At 42.4% G+C, this 16,743-nt stretch carries 11 protein-coding genes; 6 read left to right on the forward strand and 5 right to left on the reverse strand.

The window, feature by feature from the left end; genetic code table 11:
- Positions 1-37 precede the first annotated feature (37 nt).
- On the reverse strand, positions 38-1,321 hold the full coding sequence (locus ACYTXL_RS19220; protein ID WP_461926140.1) for a glycerophosphodiester phosphodiesterase: 1,284 nt from the start codon (positions 1,319-1,321) through the stop codon (positions 38-40).
- Positions 1,322-1,651: 330 nt separating this feature from the next.
- On the opposite strand from ACYTXL_RS19220, the gene ACYTXL_RS19225 reads away from it, so the two are divergent.
- Together ACYTXL_RS19225 and ACYTXL_RS19230 are read left to right on the forward strand one after the other, a co-directional pair.
- The gene (locus ACYTXL_RS19225; RefSeq protein ID WP_461926141.1) at positions 1,652-1,963 is read left to right on the forward strand and encodes a ribbon-helix-helix domain-containing protein; all 312 of its coding nucleotides are present in this window, start codon (positions 1,652-1,654) and stop codon (positions 1,961-1,963) included.
- Between the two features lie 211 nt (positions 1,964-2,174).
- Positions 2,175-3,365: a hypothetical protein gene (locus tag ACYTXL_RS19230; protein WP_461926142.1), complete on the forward strand. Its 1,191-nt coding sequence runs from the start codon at positions 2,175-2,177 to the stop codon at positions 3,363-3,365.
- Positions 3,366-4,556: 1,191 nt separating this feature from the next.
- Here ACYTXL_RS19230 and ACYTXL_RS19235 read toward each other — a convergent pair.
- Positions 4,557-6,125 carry an ammonium transporter gene (locus ACYTXL_RS19235; protein WP_461926143.1) on the reverse strand — a complete coding sequence of 523 codons (1,569 nt, stop codon included), beginning with the start codon at positions 6,123-6,125 and terminating at the stop codon, positions 4,557-4,559.
- A gap of 736 nt (positions 6,126-6,861) precedes the next feature.
- Between ACYTXL_RS19235 and ACYTXL_RS19240 the strand changes: the two genes are divergently transcribed.
- Positions 6,862-7,005: a hypothetical protein gene (locus tag ACYTXL_RS19240; RefSeq protein WP_461926144.1), complete on the forward strand. Its 144-nt coding sequence runs from the start codon at positions 6,862-6,864 to the stop codon at positions 7,003-7,005.
- A gap of 180 nt (positions 7,006-7,185) precedes the next feature.
- Here ACYTXL_RS19240 and ACYTXL_RS19245 read toward each other — a convergent pair whose 3' ends face one another.
- Positions 7,186-9,768: a BsuBI/PstI family type II restriction endonuclease gene (locus tag ACYTXL_RS19245; protein WP_461926145.1), complete on the reverse strand. Its 2,583-nt coding sequence runs from the start codon at positions 9,766-9,768 to the stop codon at positions 7,186-7,188.
- A 225-nt stretch (positions 9,769-9,993) separates the two neighbouring features.
- On the opposite strand from ACYTXL_RS19245, the gene ACYTXL_RS19250 reads away from it, so the two are divergent.
- Both ACYTXL_RS19250 and cls read left to right on the forward strand, forming a co-directional pair.
- Positions 9,994-10,827 carry an endonuclease/exonuclease/phosphatase family protein gene (locus tag ACYTXL_RS19250; protein WP_461926146.1) on the forward strand — a complete coding sequence of 278 codons (834 nt, stop codon included), beginning with the start codon at positions 9,994-9,996 and terminating at the stop codon, positions 10,825-10,827.
- 137 nt (positions 10,828-10,964) lie between these two features.
- Positions 10,965-12,407: a cardiolipin synthase gene (cls, locus tag ACYTXL_RS19255; protein ID WP_461926147.1), complete on the forward strand. Its 1,443-nt coding sequence runs from the start codon at positions 10,965-10,967 to the stop codon at positions 12,405-12,407.
- Between the two features lie 324 nt (positions 12,408-12,731).
- Here the strand turns inward: cls and tftA are convergent, their stop codons facing one another.
- Positions 12,732-14,084, reverse strand: a complete 1,353-nt coding sequence (tftA, locus tag ACYTXL_RS19260) for a hormogonium tapered terminus morphoprotein TftA (protein ID WP_461926148.1) — start codon at positions 14,082-14,084, stop codon at positions 12,732-12,734.
- 165 nt (positions 14,085-14,249) lie between these two features.
- Between tftA and dnaG the strand changes: the two genes are divergently transcribed.
- Positions 14,250-16,166: a DNA primase gene (gene dnaG, locus ACYTXL_RS19265; RefSeq protein WP_461926150.1), complete on the forward strand. Its 1,917-nt coding sequence runs from the start codon at positions 14,250-14,252 to the stop codon at positions 16,164-16,166.
- A 366-nt stretch (positions 16,167-16,532) separates the two neighbouring features.
- Here the strand turns inward: dnaG and ACYTXL_RS19270 are convergent.
- Positions 16,533-16,743 (reverse strand): hypothetical protein (locus ACYTXL_RS19270; RefSeq protein ID WP_461926149.1); only part of this gene is annotated, 211 nt, incomplete at its 5' end.

Consider the following 16,743-nt stretch of genomic DNA (forward strand, 5'->3'; position numbering starts at 1 on the left):
TAGTTGAGGTGTAAACTAAACGTTACTGTGGGTTAGTTCATTTTTGGAAGCTCCCATACTCTAATTCTTTGAGGTTCACGGGACGATGTATCGCTTGTTGCTTGGCAACGTATCCGAAATTAGCAAAGTCAGTAAAATAGCCATCTATTCCTAACTTAATGAACTGTTCAAACTCACGAAGCGGTTGCCCGTGGTAGTCAGGGGAGAGAAAATATGAATCGCTGCGGAAGGTGTAAGGATGCACTAGCAAGCCAGCATTATGAGCATCAGTAACTAAGGAAGTTGGCTGTTTGAGGAACTTATCAACATCGCTAATCTGCCCATCTCCATTAATATCAATCGGTTGACCTTGCTGATTCAATCGTGCAGACGCAGGGACAATTAGCCGTTTGTCAGGGCCAATTCCTGTTGCGTAAGTTTTAACTTGAGTCAATCCTTTAGGAGTGATCAGATCAGCGTAGGTTTGAGGAAGCTTGTGGTAAATAAAGTCATAAGGAGCGCCACTGCTATTAATTAACTGAATCAGAGGAATATCGACTCCAGCAGCAGGCATGATCTTATTTTTTAATTCTTTCAGATTAGAGACTTCAAAAGATTGAATAAAAATGCGATCGCGATTAGTGAAGCCGTTGGCAACCAAGCGATCAATCAGAAGTTGTGAGGTATTGACATGGATAGGAGTGCCATCTAAATATTTACCAGCTTCAGCAAAATATGTTGGGTGCTTGGTTTCGGGATAGATACCAATTTTCCGACCAGTTTTTGCTTCGCTGCGTTTGGCAAGGTTGATAACTTCATCAAAAGTAGGGATTTGAAACACACCATTATACTGAGTATTCTGAGGACGAATCTTGGGGATGCGTTCGATTGCCCGCAGTTTCTTAATCTCAGCTAAAGTAAAGTCTTCTGAAAACCAACCTGTAACACGATTTCCGTCAAGAACTTTGGTTGTTAGACGTTTAGCAAATTCCGAAACATCGGCAACGTTTGTTGTGGCTTCTTGGATAGTAGGTTTCCCATGATCATCGTAAACAATCTTGCCATTGTTATCTGTTTTCACTGTTGCCAATAGAGGTTCGTGGCGAACAATCAGGACTCCATCTTTGGTTACTACCAAATCCGGTTCAATGTAGTCTGCACCAAATTCAATTCCTAAGTTGTGAGAACCAATCAGATCACGTCCAAAATCTCCCACCGTATGTTCTGGACGATAACCAGTTCCACCACCACGATGACCGATTACTATCGGAGGTTGTCCGTATAGAGTATTTAGCTTGGGAAAGTTTGGGTTGCGGCTGTCAATAGCCTGAACAAAATTCATACTCCCTAAAATCACTGAAACTGATAATGCTAGACAAAAGCACAGAAATAATACATAACCTTTGAGTCGAAGCATATTTAAAAACTCGCAAATCTATGCTTTATAGTTTGAGAGTTCAAGGTTAAAACAAGGTTTACGAGAGTTTAAACTCTGCAATCGGCAGCTAATAGTCTGTCCCATTAAATTTGCTTGCAACTGCTGGTCTGGGCGTTCAAGAATATGAGCCGAATGGCAAGGCAGCAGCCGAGGTAAAGAACCTTTATCGGTGGGTCTTAAAGCAGGTTAAGTGATGTATACATGATAGATTGTAAGCAAGTAAGCATAAGTACAATGCCTAAAAAACCTAGCCTAAGTCAAGCTTTGACCAATGCTAATAAAAGCGATGCCTTCGGCGGGCGTAGCCATCGCAAGGCAGAAGTCCCTAAAAAAGTAGAGCCTCTGGAAAGTTTGGCTGATGATAAAACTGATTCCAAAGTGCCACCAAGCCGTCGCGGAAAACGGGCGATCGTTGGACATTTTGACCCGGTAGTTTGTAAGCAATTTAAGCAGATTGCCCTTGACCAAGATAAAAGTAGTCAGGCATTACTCGCAGAAGCTCTAAATCTTCTGTTTCAGAGCTACGGCAAGAAGCCTATTGCTTAGGCTTGTAATCAATAAATTTTCCTGCCACAAAAATTGGCTCCAATCTTGCGCGATCGTGTTCTCAACATATCTGTCAAAGTCAATTTACTGAAATTGACTTTGACGTTTCACAGATGGTAGCAGTAGAAAAAATGCTTGCAGATTCGTAGTATTATCAGCATGATTCTTGATATCAATTTTTATACAACGAGAAAAAATTGGAGTCATATCAATGTCTATATTTACCGTCACTAATACCAATAACAGTGGTCTAGGTTCACTACGGCAGCAAATTCTAAATGCCGATCTCGCTGGCGGAACAAATATCATCAATTTTGGTGGACTGTTTTCTGATGGGCTGGCTCATACGATCAATCTGAATGGTAGTAGTCTCAGTATCACAGATGACTTGACCATTCAAGGCACAAATGCAAGCTTACTAACAATTAAGGATGATAGTCCTGACCGTGTTTTTGATATTGGCAAAGGTGCAACATCTGCAATCAATCGGCTGACTATTACCAATACATACGATGGTGCAAATGGAGGCGGTGCTATCTCCAACGAAGGCATCCTGACCTTGAATAATAGCATCATCACTGGTAACACTGTAAGCAATAACATACCACGCAATTTCTATGGACTTCTAGTTGGAGTTGGCGGACAGGGTGGCGGCATTTACAACACTGGCAGTCTCACGGTAAACCACAGCAGCATTACTGACAACACTGCATTACACGGCGTCGCCGTCGCCGGCGGTCTTGTCAGTATAGCCGACAGCGGCAGCGGCGGCGGCATTTACAACACTGGCAGTCTCACGGTGAACCACAGCAGCATTACTGACAACACTGCCGTCGAGACCACTAATTCCCTCCACCAGGCTGGCGGTGGCGGCATTTTCAACATTGGCAGTCTCACAGTGAACCACAGCACCATCACTGACAACAGAGCAGACGATGGCGGCGGCATTTACAACAATGGCAGCCTGAACGTAAACTACAGCGCCGTCACTGACAACAGAGCAGACTACGACGGCGGCGGCATTTACAACATTGGCAGCCTGAACGTGAACTACAGCGCCGTCACTGACAACAGAGCAGACTACGACGGCGGCGGCATTTACATCGGTAGTTTCGGTAGTTATTTATCTTCTAAATTATTAATCGCTACCATGAGTTATAGCACCATTAGTGCCAATCAGGCTGGCGACGATGGTGGCGGCATTAGTTTCCAGAGTTCTTCCTACCTAGTGGTGGACAACAGTACTATCACGTCCAATAAAGCTTACCGCGATGGTGGCGGCATTTACCAATTCGGCTTTAATCAACACACAGAGTACAATAGCAGAGAGTACAATAGCAGGATCTATAATAACTCTCCTGATAATGTTGTTGTAAGGATTTTTCCTATAGTTCTACAATAATTATATATCCGCCTGTATAGCGTTCCCTAATCATATAAGATACATCATAGCCCCCTCTCGAAGAGCGGGGAGGGGGTTGGGGGTGGGGTTCTTGTACCTCACAAGGGCCGAGAACCGCTATATGTGAATTAAAAACGCCCAAGCTATAGCTTGGGTTTCAGGCTATGGTTTAGCCAAGATGTTTAGCTGTGTTAACGTATTTACGCCTTTCCAGACTCCAACTCACATAAGCCGTTAACTTTGTACTGAAACAGATGCAAGTGCGATCGCACTTGCAGGTATCCAGGCTGAACCCGTTTTACAGTTGGCTATCAAGTCATTGATGCAGATGAGCTAATCCTACAATTGATATCGATTACCAGCCACTTTCGCAATTAAGAGACTATCAAGGATGAACTTGGTCAAGTGGTGCCGGTCGAACTAAGGTGCGTAACAGAGCAGCCCGTCATAGATATCGCGGGTCGGTATTTTCCCATTATCGGAAAAAATCAGAGCAGTGCAGTCCGCGCAACAAGTGCGATCGCAAGTTTTGAAGATGGGGGGAGTTTGAGCAAGCCAATTTCAATTAAACTCCCCAGCGTTGCGCCAATAATAGGTTATTCATTTTGGCGATCGCTTGACTTGAATGGGAAAAGGAGAAACTTTTCTGCCTTAAACTTCTCGCCATTTCGACGATCGCGTTTCGTGTCTGTTATAGCGGCTGCCATAATGGTTAGGACAAGTCTGCTATGGATAGCTGTGACAGCCGCTCTCTCTCTTAGGGTTTGCGAATGTCCTAAGCTGTCTGTCCACTGCTATAACCTAGAAGTTAGGCAAGACATGCTTTCGAGGTTTGACCCTCACAAGAACAGCCCCTCTCCCAAAATTGGGAGAGGGGAGCAAATTCTCTAGTTCCCCGAATCCCAACTTGGCAGAAGGGGTTAGGGGATGAGGGCAAAACGTCTTCTCAAAGCAACTTTTTTCTTAAGTTGACACGCATGGGCATTGCCGTGCCCCTACCAAGGTATTTGTATCATAATTAAAGTCAAACAGTATTAGGGGGGATCAATAAGTGCCTAAAATCACACCCAACCACTTTTATGCCGTCTAATATCAACTCAATATTTTGACGCACCGATTACACATATTCCATAAAAAAGCCCCACCGAGTGATGGGGATAAAAACTGATGGATTTTTGGCATAATCTCTATTTAGAGTATGCTTGGCTTATTCACTTCTTCTAATGGAGAACTGCCAGGGTTAGCTGCTGAACTAATGACATATTCAGGGTAGGCTGGTATGCCATGCTCGTGTAAATCCAAACCTGACAATTCGCCTTCTTTCGACACACGCAGAGTCCCGGTCAAATTTACTAAATACATCAACCCCATTCCCACAGCAAATGTAGACACAGTAATAATTAGGTTGCCGATGACTTGTGCGCTCAAAACCTGTATCCCCCCACCATAAAATAGACCTCTTAACGGTGCAGAGACATCAGGTGCGATCGGGCCAGTCGCGCCGAATTCACCAGTGGCAAACAAGCCCAACGACCACGTTCCCCAGATGCCGCAAAAACCATGTACAGGAACTGCACCGATGGGATCGTCAATCCTGAGCCATTCCAAGAGGTCTATTCCTAGAATTACAACTACGCCAGCGATCGCTCCAATGATGATAGAACCTGTCGGATTCACCCAATAGCAGGGGCAAGTGATCGCAACCAAGCCCGCCAAGAACCCATTGACTGTGAAACTCAAATCCCACTTTTTTGTTTTCGGATAAGCGAAAAACAGTGCTGACAGACCGCCTGCACATGCTGCCAAGGTAGTATTAGCGGCAACCCGTCCAGTCCCCACAAAGTCCATCGCCGAGAGTGTCGAGCCGGGGTTGAAACCGTACCAGCCGAACCACAGAATCAGACCGCCGGAAGCCGCAATTACAAGGTCATGGGGTAACATCGGTCCACCACCGTCGCGCTTGAAGCTTCGACCCAAACGTGGACCGAGAGCGATCGCACCCGCCAGGGCAATGAATCCCCCAATGGTGTGAACAACTGTAGAGCCTGCAAAGTCATGGAAGCCAATTCCTAAGAAAGGCAGGAAACCGTCTTTGCTGCCCATCGTTGCCAGAAAACCGTCTGGACCCCAAGCCCAGTGTCCGATAATTGGGTAGATGAATCCAGAAACGCCAAAGCTGTAGAGAAGATCGCCAATAAACCCTGTTCGCCCAATCATCGCCCCCGAGGTAATCGTCGAGCAGGTGTCTGCAAAGGCGAACTGAAACAGCCAGAACGCCAGAAATGCTACGCCTGTACTTTCATAGGTGGCAGGAGACCCTTCCAAGAAAAACCAATTCAGTCCAATCAAGCCATTACCATGACTGAACATGAAGGCAAAGCCCCAGGCATAGAACAGTAACCCACAAAGACAGGTGTCAACGATGCACTCCATCAAGACGTTCACGGTTTCACGAGAGCGACAGAAACCTGCTTCCAGCATCGTAAAACCTACCTGCATTGCGAATACTAGGAAGGCTGCTAGCAGTGTCCAGAGTGTATTAATCGGGTTAACAATGTCATTGCCTCTGAGTACTGGATCAGCTGCCAGAGCTGGTGTTTCCATCAAATTGGGGATGAAGGCAAATACCATGAACAGCATGATGATAGCCATTGCCTTGCCCAGCAGTACTAAGTAACCGTAGCGCCTCCACTCTGGGTCACGTAAACGCTGTCGCAATCTTGCCAACTTGTTAACTTGCTGACTTTGCCCAACAGTCATCGGCATTTTCTTGATTGTGGGGAATTGCTGATGCTTAAAGAGGAAAAAGCCTTTCTTGAGTGGGGTAGATCCCGCCTTCACGAAAAAGACAATAAAGCTTGTTACCAAATAGCCAAATATGTTGAGGCAATTTAAGCTATTTTTTCCTAAAGAACTACAAGCCTTAAATAAGATAGTTTTTAGTCTGCTTCTCTTGTTACCCACTAAGTAAAACCTCCATCCAGGTAATGTATTTTTAAACAACCCCAACCTCAATTGTCAAAAAAGCTGCTGAGGAAAAATCTGAAGGTATTTATGTTAAATACACTTGAGCGTAATTGTCTCGAAACCGACAGTCGATCACGCTAGAATAATTGCAGCAGCATCAGGATCAACGAACTTTTTCGACAAGACGTTGACTAGAGTTTTTTAATATCAAAAATCCTGATGTTGGGAAATATCTAAACGTTTACCTACAGGAATAAACTAATAAATTTGACTAAATTATTTACTTACTTACTCTAAAAAACTGTATCTTTTAATACATTTATTTAGAGTAAGTTGCAGGAAGTTACTCTCGCTACATCATATATAACAGTTGTATCCTTTACAGTATCAGTATTTCCCGATATTAAAATAAAACCATCCAGAATATTATTAATTTTATATACAATAAGTCAATAAATTGTTACTTTTAAGTAGCATAATCAATCTCGTCACATTTGCGTCATTAATTTGTCATAGATTTGCCAAACAAATGTGCAACTATCACCTTGGCATTTTCTTGCTGCTATGTGCGATCGCGGCTGTTAGCCAGTTTGATTACTGGAGTTTTAGTGATAGCAAACAACAGACACCTGAGTTATCCTGTATATTCAAGAAGTTTGCTTCTTTTCTATAGGACTAGTATTTGATTTTTGAAATGCACGTAGTAGACCCTCTAGGCTAAAATAGTGCATTAGACGTAGGTTGGGTGGAGCGGAGCGCAACCCAACTGATTATCAGGATGTTGGCTTTGGCAAAGCCTCCACCCAACCTACAATAAGACTACCGAGATTTTTTCAGAAATCAAATATGATTCCTATATTTGGTAAGCCTGCAATAGATATTCACCATTGAAATGAATCAGGTGAGTTGAATCTTCAGCAACCCAAACATCTGTTTCCCAAGCAATCTCTGCCAAATATGCCACCATTGCCTTACGACTGAGAAATGTTGTTACCATCACCAGAGGTATTTGGACACCTGTGAATAAGACTTCAAGTTCCTTCTTCCGCTTCGGATTAATTGGGCCATGCGAGGTTACAGCTTCAATCAGCACTAACCAGTTATTTGTTGTGAAGTGAATGATCACATCTGGCATTTTGCCGTGGGAATCGATGTTAACGCCCAAGTCTGTCAATGTAGCTTCATCGAAGTAGGCGAACTTTTCATCTGTATCGCCAACATAGATGAGCTTTCCACCAGGAATAAAACGAGGCACAAAATCATTAATAATTTTTTCAATCAGAATATTTTGACCACCTGGTGATAAAGTTTTAATTTCCCCTGCAATTACTATCGGAATACGGGACATTTCGCGCTCTTGAGCATATTGCTTTTTCAGAGTTTTAATCGAAGCAAGGTAAGTGTAAATGCTCTTTTGCCATTCGTCAGTGGCGTAAGTTCTTAATAGTTCAAGCGCACTGGTTTCAATTTGATATACAGTTTTAGGACTGTTGATAGGGCGGCTTAAATCATCTGGATTAGCAACTATCAAAGCTGCATCCAGAAATTGATGCACTGTCTGGCGGCGAACTGTTTCCCGTGTGTTGGGTTTATAGGTTTTGCCATAATGTTGAGCCATAAAGTTCATCATCGGCGTAATTCCCATCAAAGGGGAAGTTACTAATTGCCAAGAGTCTGTCGGTTTTAAGTCAAGCAACGCCAACAGAGTTAAAGCTGATCGTTCATTAAGCTGTGCTTGTGGAAAGCCTAATTGTCTTAAGATTTGCAGCGCTTCATCAATTCGAGATTTAGTTGCAATTGGATTATTCTCTGACAGATTCGACATACTCAGTAGCTGATTTTCGATAAGTTGATCAATTTCCCGCAAAGAAGGAAACTGCTCTTTAATCCCCGTCCCTAAAGACAATAACTGTTGCAAATTAGGGTAGTTTAATTTTCGCAAATCTGTTGCATTGACCTGAGTATGCCCATTGAACAACCGAAAAAAAGCATCAACTAAAGTTGAATTGAGATAAACAGCAAGCCCACGAGCCAAGGTCATACTAAGTCCACACCCATCTTTGTGAAAGTAATTCAAGTGATTTTCAAAGCCGACATAGGCATAATTAAATTGGCTGGCATCATAAACCACTGCAACAATACGCCTTTTCTCTTCTTTCGATGAGAATCTTTTGGATATGACGTAATGCTCATTTGGGATCAGAAGATTAGCTGTTTCTTTTATATGAACTATCGCTTGGGCTTTTTTGGTTATTTTTGGGTACTCTACATATCCATTAGATAAATTCACCGGATAAATTAAAGGAACAGTATTGTTTTCTGGATTTGTCCTTAGATAATCTTTTGCTCGAAAATCTACTACCCGTCCGGTTGAAACTGTTAGCCCTAAATCTTTCAAAGTCCAGGTAAAAAGAGCCATTCGCTGAACGATTTGCTGGCTAATTTTATCAGGAATAATATGAATAAACTGCTCTAAATCATCGGGGTGAACTAACTCTGTATATGGTACAGAGTGCGACATGAACAAGTCATCATTAGCACCAAAACTTGTATTGATAATTATGCTGCTAGACTTTTGTTTTTGTTTTGTAGCTTGGATGATGATAGTTTCCTGCAAAACATCATCGTCACTAAATGCTTCTTGCCGCGACTCAAAAAGATGTACTTGCTCTAAAGCCATCGTCTCTAAAAACATCTTGCGGAAGTCACGGAAATATGGCCCATTGCAAAAACTGCGCGGGGTAATCGCTACAAACTCCCCACTTGGTTTTAGAAGTTGCGCTGTAGCAGCCATAAAACCAGTATAAAGATTGCTAGTTTCCAAACCGATGGAACGCAGCAATTCGCGCACCTGGGAATGAGCATTGATTTTCAAATAAGGCGGGTTGAGAATAGCATGGGTAAATTCTGTTGCGTAGTTTACCGCCGTAGGCATCGCACTATTCAATAAACCAAGTTGAAGTAGCCTAACTGCATCTTCGATAAAATCAGTCTCACGAATTTCGTAATTGAAGGAAATACCTACATTTTCACATTCCCTCTCACATAACTCTAGAGTCTGATGCAAATATCCAATTAAAAAAGGGTCAATTTCATAAGCTACAACGCGCAAACTTGACGTATGTTGTCGATGCTGGCATACTTTTGCTACAAAAGCGGCTAGTAATGAACCGATTCCGGCTCCAGGATCAAGCAAGGATATTTCCGGCAAATCCAGCCGATTAAACATCTCAGCCATCAATTGGGCTACTGAGGCGGGAGTCAGAAACTGACCCATCGACACTTTTTTATCTTGCCTTAGCTTTAAACTTACTACAGCCCGACGAAGATCCACTTCTGCAAGCAAGTTTCCACTTGATAGTTTTGCAAGGCTGGTAAACCCCAAACTACTGTTATGACTTGGGATTAACGCTCTACTAGTTAATGGGACGATCACGCTCTGTCTTCTTAATTGCTGACGGTGTTACGCTGTACATCTGTTGTCCAAACAGATCATACGCGATAGCTATCCTATCACTACTAATAGAGAGAGAAAAGGAGCCGTCCCTCAAAGCAGTCGAGGTAGCCTTGCCGTTCGCGCAGCGTCTCGCAGAGAAGGACGTAAAGGAATCGTTTCTAAATTTCAATAGCGTTAAGCTAGAAGAAATCCATTTTAATATTAATGATGCTTAATATTCAAGAACACATAAACACTCTCGTTACAAAATTTGTTCCGGGTTATAGATTTATTCGTTTAGAAGAACTAACAATTGATAAAAAGAATTCAATTCAAACAAAAATTAATAGTAAATCAATTAAAGTTCTCAGTTGGAATATCGCCAAACAAAACTATAATAAAACTTGGATGAAAGATTTTTCAGAAATAATTGAAACTTATCAACCAAACCTCATATTTCTCCAAGAGTTTTCTCTAAAATTAGAAGCAGATGAATGGTCAAAATGGCTGGAAATGAATTGGAATTTTGCTCCTAACTTTGTAGATATTCATCATCAAAGCTATTCGGGGATTTTCACAGCAGCTACAATCAGTCCACTCACCATAAAAGTTATAACTACTAAACATTATGAGCCGATTGTTAGAACTCCTAAAATTTCTTTAATTACTGAGTATCTGCTATCTGAACAAAGCACAACTCTCCTCACAATCAATAGTCATCTGATCAATTTTGTAGATTTAAATAAATTTAAAATACAATTAAATGAATTAGAGCTAGCATTATCTACACATAGTGGTCCATTAATATTCTCAGGAGATTTTAATACTTGGAGTCAAAAAAGAGCAGTAATCCTCAATCAAGTAATAACTAAATTGGGATTAACGCCAGTAATTTTTGCACCTCATGAGAAGGAGAAAATTAAACGCTTCCTGTTATCACCCCCTTTAGATCATATCTTTTATCGAAATCTCAGCGCGAAGAAAGCCAGTGCTAAGGTGCTAGACAAAATTTGTTCATCCGATCACAAGCCATTGCTGGCAGAATTTACTTATATCTAGGACTTACGCAAAACCACACGCCCTCTGGGGCAATACCCTGCGGTCAGCTAAAGCTACATGAATTGCTTATACCAGAAAATTACTCTTTTCGGCTATTGTTTGCGTAAGTCCTGATATCAATACTCAAAAAAACTAAGATGCTTGTAGATACTGGTGTTCTAGCTATTTTTAGCACAGCTACAGTTGCTGTTCATGTCGTGGGAGTTGCACATGCAGCCCATGCAGTGATGAATGTGCGTTCTTCCCAAGGGGCAATTGCCTGGAGCATTTCTCTAATTACCTTCCCCTGGCTAGCGATTCCGTTGTATTGGATTTTAGGAAGAACTAAATTTCATGGATATGCTGAAACACTGCGCTCAGTCTATGCACAACACTACAAGCTTGTTCATCAGACTTATAGTGAAGTTATTAAATTTCAGGTTGCGCCACCAGATAATCTAGCCAATTTGCAACCATTAGCGGAGGCTTTGACAGAAGTTTCTTTCACATCAGGTAATGTTGCCGAATTACTGATTAATGGTCAGCAAACCTATGAAGCGATGCTGAAAAAGATTGCATCGGCGACAAATTATATTTTGTTGCAATCCTATACTGTTAACGATGACCAATCAGGTAATGAGTTTAAAAAAGCGTTGATTGCTAAAGCCAAGGAAGGAATAAGCATCTACTTTCTCTACGATGAAATTGGTTCAAAGAAACTATCTCGTTCTTATATCGAGTCTCTAAAACACCATGGAATTGCAGTAAGTGCATTTAACACCACCAGAGGCCAGGGTAATCGGTTCCAATTTAATTTTCGCAATCATCGGAAAATTCTGGTGGTCGATGGAGAAATAGCATTTGTAGGTGGACTGAATATTGGTGACGAATATTTAGGAAAAAATCCTCGCTTGAGTCCCTGGCGCGACACGCACATGATGCTCGAAGGCCCAACAGTACAAAGTTTACAAAACTCCTTTGTCCGAGATTGGTATTGGGCGACTCGAAAACTTATCGAAGTTAATTGGCAAGTAAAAATTAATCGGGAAACTAATCAAACTGCATTCATTCTTCCTACAGGCCCAGCAGATTCGCTACCAGCTTGTAAGCTTTTTTTCGTGGAACTAATTAATCAAGCTCAAACTCACCTCTGGATTGCTAGTCCATACTTTGTGCCGGACGAGGCAACATTGTCAGCCTTAAAACTGGCAGCAATGCGAGGTGTAGATGTGCGAATTCTCTTACCAAATCGACCTGATCACTTATTTGTTTATTTATGTTCATTCTCTTACTACACCGAAATGGAAACAATCGGTATCAGGCTGTATCGTTACAAAAATGGGTTTATGCACCAGAAAATTATAGTCATTGATGAAAATATAGCAGGGGTAGGAACTGTTAACTTAGATAATCGCTCTTTTTCCCTAAACTTTGAAGTTATGGGTTTTGTTACCGAGCCGAGGTTTGTCCAAAGTGTGAAAAAGATGTTAGAGGATGATTTAGCTGTCTGTGTTGCTGTTGATCTTGATGAGTACGATAAAAAACCTTTTTGGTTCAAGTTAGCTGTGAGAGTCTCTCGATTGCTGACTCCTTTACTTTAATCACAATTGCGTAATACCATTTCTTTGTGAGGCTGCGCCAAACCCTTTTAACTTCTTTCTTTCTTTGTGACGGCAGTCGCTATAACGGGGGGAACCCCCGCAACGCGCTGCCTCTCCTTTGCATCCTTTGCGGTTCGTTTTTCTTTCTTGTACTTAAATATGGTTTAGCGCATCTTCATACAGAATTGGTACTGAGAGCATCTCACTTTCGTAGAAAGCCTAAACCTCACCCCAGCCCTCTCCGTGAGTTCGGAGAAGGAGCAGGAATCTTGTTTCTCCTATGGTGTAGTGTATTTGCTTTCACTGAGATGCTCCCATTGGTACTTAAAGAAGTCCTGCTGATTCATATAATCGTTTGAGCATTGCTGAAATCTTCGTACCATAATCTAAATCTGCTGACCACCGCCCTGCTAGCTGATCAATTAATGTTGCAATCCCGCGTGTGACAAAGCGAAACCTGGGATCTACTAGTTCTTGTACCAAAGGTTCTAAACTAGCGTAAGCTTTCAAATGTTGGATGTGCGCTCTCACTCCAATTCTGGCACTTGGAAAAGATGCAGCCTCCGAACCTCCACCGATCGCACCTAAGCCAGCAAAGTTATTTTGCTCAGGTCTAATATCACCACCAAACCGTAAAAATCCAGTTTCTAAACACATTTGGCAAAAGGCAATATCATAGTTTACTCCCTCTATACCTGCTTCTTCCCGATAAAGTTTTGGGATGTCAGGAAACTTTACCAAAGCATTGTCATTATTGTTTTTGAGGAATAATTGTAACTGTACTTCTGAAGTATTACCATTCGACATCACTCGGTCAAATTGACCAGGGCAAACCGTCAAATTCGAGCGCAAGCTGACAGTACGAGTTGCCGCATCCCAAGTAACTGCAATCTTAAAATCTCGCAGTTCGATCGCTTTGACATAAACTACTTTGTGAGAGGTAATCCGATTGACATTAGCTGCTTTTGAAAGGTCAATTCGTAGAAGGTCTACTAAATCAATGGGGATGTAAGCATTACCATTAACTAAAACCCCTTGTTCTGAGTAACTTTGACCATTAATATTAATATTAATCGGCGGATAATTTGGTTCTGCTGGAGTTCCAGGAGTGGGGTCAATCACACTACTCCAAGTTACAAGTCCATCGACAATTCCCAAAGCAAAATCGCGGCGACGAGTTTGCAGCAAAGCCCGATCCTCTGGATTGCTAAGAAACCCCACTTGCATTACCAAAGCCGGAAGCGTTGTCTGGCGACAGAATGCTAAACTACCTAAGCCACTATCTGTATCTGGCTTGACTCCCCGATTCGGTAATTGGGGTACGCGACGCAACAAGCCGATTAGCAACTGTTCAGCATTACTCTTGCGATCGCTATTATTAGCAATGTAAAAGACGCTAGCCCCACGCACAGAAGGGCTGTTAGCCGCATTAGATTCAATTTCTAGGGCGATATCACCCCGACGCCCACGGGAATTGATCCAGGCGATAGTTTGGACGGCACTCAAGTCATCAGGAACCGCCAAAATTTCCAAATTCCGCGCTCTGAGTTCCGTAACAATCAAATCCCGCAGCAAAATCATTTCTTTAGCTTCACTTGTACCACCTGCGATCGCACCTGCATCAACTCCTCTAACTTCTTTGCCTCCATGAGCCGCCGATATAAAAATACGTCCCATTTTCAGTATTTCCTCTGATAAAATTAAGTGTAAGCAATTCTATACATCATTCTTGCTCTAGCAACAAGAATATAATAGCGATCAGAAATCTTTTGTCATTTGTCCTTTGGTATTTCTCCAAAGTTCATGACCAATGACCAGTGACCAATGACTAATGACAAAGCCATGCAAATCCCCCGCTTGCACCCAGACACAATTGAGGAAGTTAAACTACGGGCTGATATTGTAGATGTCGTCTCGGAATACGTAGTTTTACGCAAACGTGGCAAGGATTTTGTCGGTTTGTGCCCCTTCCATGACGAAAAATCTCCTAGCTTCACCGTCAGTCAAACCAAGCAAATGTACTATTGCTTCGGCTGTCAAGCTGCGGGAAATGCGATTAAGTTTGTGATGGAGTTGGGAAAGCGTTCTTTTCCTGATGTGGTGCTGGATTTAGCACGGCGTTACCAAGTACCTGTACAAACTCTCGAACCCGAACAACGTCAAGAATTACAGCGTCAACTATCTTTGCGTGAACAGTTGTATGAAGTTCTCGCTTCGTCAGCACAATTTTATCAACGCGCCCTCAAACAATCCCCAGGGCAAAAAGCAATTGAATATTTGCAATCTAACCGTAAACTCAAAGAAGAAACTATACAGCAATTTGGTTTAGGTTATGCCCCCGCAGGTTGGGAAACTCTCCATCGCTATCTAGTGGAAGATAAACATTACCCAGCGCAAATACTGGAAAAAGCGGGATTGATTAAGCCACGCAAGGAAGGAGGCGGTTATTATGATGTATTCCGCGATCGCTTAATGATTCCCATCCGTGATGTTCAAGGGCGCGTCATTGCCTTTGGTGGTAGAACCCTGACTGATGAACAGCCTAAATATCTAAATTCACCAGAAACCGAACTTTTTAGTAAAGGTAAAACATTATTTGCCCTTGATCAAGCCAAAGGTGGGATTTCTCAAGTTGATCAAGCGGTGGTGGTAGAGGGATATTTTGATGCGATCGCTCTCCATGCTGCTGGTATTAATAACGCCGTCGCCTCTCTCGGTACAGCCTTAAGCTTAGAACAAGTCCGGCTAATATTACGCTACACCGAATCGAAACAATTAGTACTCAACTTTGATGCTGATAAAGCCGGAACCAATGCCACCGAAAGAGCGATCGGTGAAATTGCCGAACTAGCATACAAGGGAGAAGTTCAGTTAAAGATTCTCAATTTACCCGATGGCAAAGATGCTGATGAATATTTGTATAGCCACACTCCAGAAGATTATGGAGAACTGCTAAAAAATGCCCCACTTTGGTTAGATTGGCAGATTCAGCAAATTATTCAAGACCGCGACTTAAAACAGGCTACTGATTTTCAGCAAGTAACTCAGCAATTAGTTAAATTACTTAAAAATATAGCGAACAGTGATACACGAAATTATTACGTTTCTTATTGTGCAGAAATACTCAGTTTGGGAGATACCAGACTTCTACCCCTACGAGTCGAAAATCTGCTAACTCAAATTGCGCCGGCTGCGACTACATACTCTAAGCCGATGTCAGCGAAGAAAGCATGGGGAGATAGCAAAGTTTCCCACTCTCCACTTCCCACAGAACGCAGTCTTTTAGAACAAGCAGAGGCGTTATTACTACGAATTTACTTGCATTGTCCTGAACAGCGTCAAGCGATTATTAACGAACTAGAGGAGCGAGATTTGCAATTTAGCCTTTCCCACCACCGATTTTTATGGCAACAGATTTTAGATACAGCAATGGAACAGGTAGATTTAATTTCAACTCTGGAAAACATATATTTAGAATTATCAGAAGACTTGGGATTAGTGTCGCATCTATTTCATCTGAACGAGAAATGGAAGATAGAAATACCTCGGACTCCGCAAGTGGTTCAAGCTGCGATCGCTTGCATGGATTTGGTAATGCTGGAAAAACGTTCTCGTCACTTTTTGGAACTATGGCAACAAACTGATCCAGAAGCTGAACCAGAGCGCGAGCAATCTTATTATCAGGCTTTCTATGCCGTAAAACTCAAGCTTCAAAAAATAGACCGACAACGGTTATTTAGCATCACGGAGTTATTGTAGCTTCGCACTCACGTCCAACCTAATTCTTCATGTGTCGCAGAGGTATCCCGGCATCACTGGCTTGCTTTTATAGGAAATTTTATATATTATGGTCCATTCGGTAGTCTTGTAGTAGAATATCTAGGCTAGAATGTTGCAAAAAAATTGTCGGATGGGTGGAGGCTTTGCGTAACCCAACATCCTGATAATCAGTTGGGTTGCGCTCCGCTCCACCCAACTACGTCTAATGCACTTAACCCCTTAGGTTCTAGTTGCAAAAAAATTGTAGGTTGGGTGGAGGCTTTGCGTAACCCAACATCCTGATAATCAGTTGGGTTGCGCTCCGCTCCACCCAACCTACGTCTAATGCACTTAACCGCTTAAGTTCTAGTTGCAAAAAAATTGTAGGTTGGGTGGAGGCTTTGCGTAACCCAACATCCTGATAATCAGTTGGGTTGCGCTCCGCTCCACCCAACCTACGTCTAATGCACTTAACCGCTTAAGTTCTAGTTGCAAAAAAATTGTAGGTTGGGTGGAGGCTTTGCGTAACCCAACATCCTGATAATCAGTTGGGTTGCGCTCCGCTCCACCCAACCTA

This window comes from Nostoc sp. (assembly GCF_054880495.1).

Coding starts and splice junctions, on each gene's coding strand:
- ACYTXL_RS19230 (WP_461926142.1), top strand. CDS start 2,175: ATGTCTATATTTACCGTCACTAATACCAATAACAGTGGTCTAGGTTCA.
- ACYTXL_RS19250 (WP_461926146.1), top strand. CDS start 9,994: ATGATGCTTAATATTCAAGAACACATAAACACTCTCGTTACAAAATTT.
- ACYTXL_RS19235 (WP_461926143.1), bottom strand. CDS start 6,125: ATGACTGTTGGGCAAAGTCAGCAAGTTAACAAGTTGGCAAGATTGCGA.
- cls (WP_461926147.1), top strand. CDS start 10,965: ATGCTTGTAGATACTGGTGTTCTAGCTATTTTTAGCACAGCTACAGTT.
- ACYTXL_RS19240 (WP_461926144.1), top strand. CDS start 6,862: ATGTGCAACTATCACCTTGGCATTTTCTTGCTGCTATGTGCGATCGCG.
- dnaG (WP_461926150.1), top strand. CDS start 14,250: ATGCAAATCCCCCGCTTGCACCCAGACACAATTGAGGAAGTTAAACTA.
- ACYTXL_RS19225 (WP_461926141.1), top strand. CDS start 1,652: ATGCCTAAAAAACCTAGCCTAAGTCAAGCTTTGACCAATGCTAATAAA.
- ACYTXL_RS19220 (WP_461926140.1), bottom strand. CDS start 1,321: ATGAATTTTGTTCAGGCTATTGACAGCCGCAACCCAAACTTTCCCAAG.
- tftA (WP_461926148.1), bottom strand. CDS start 14,084: ATGGGACGTATTTTTATATCGGCGGCTCATGGAGGCAAAGAAGTTAGA.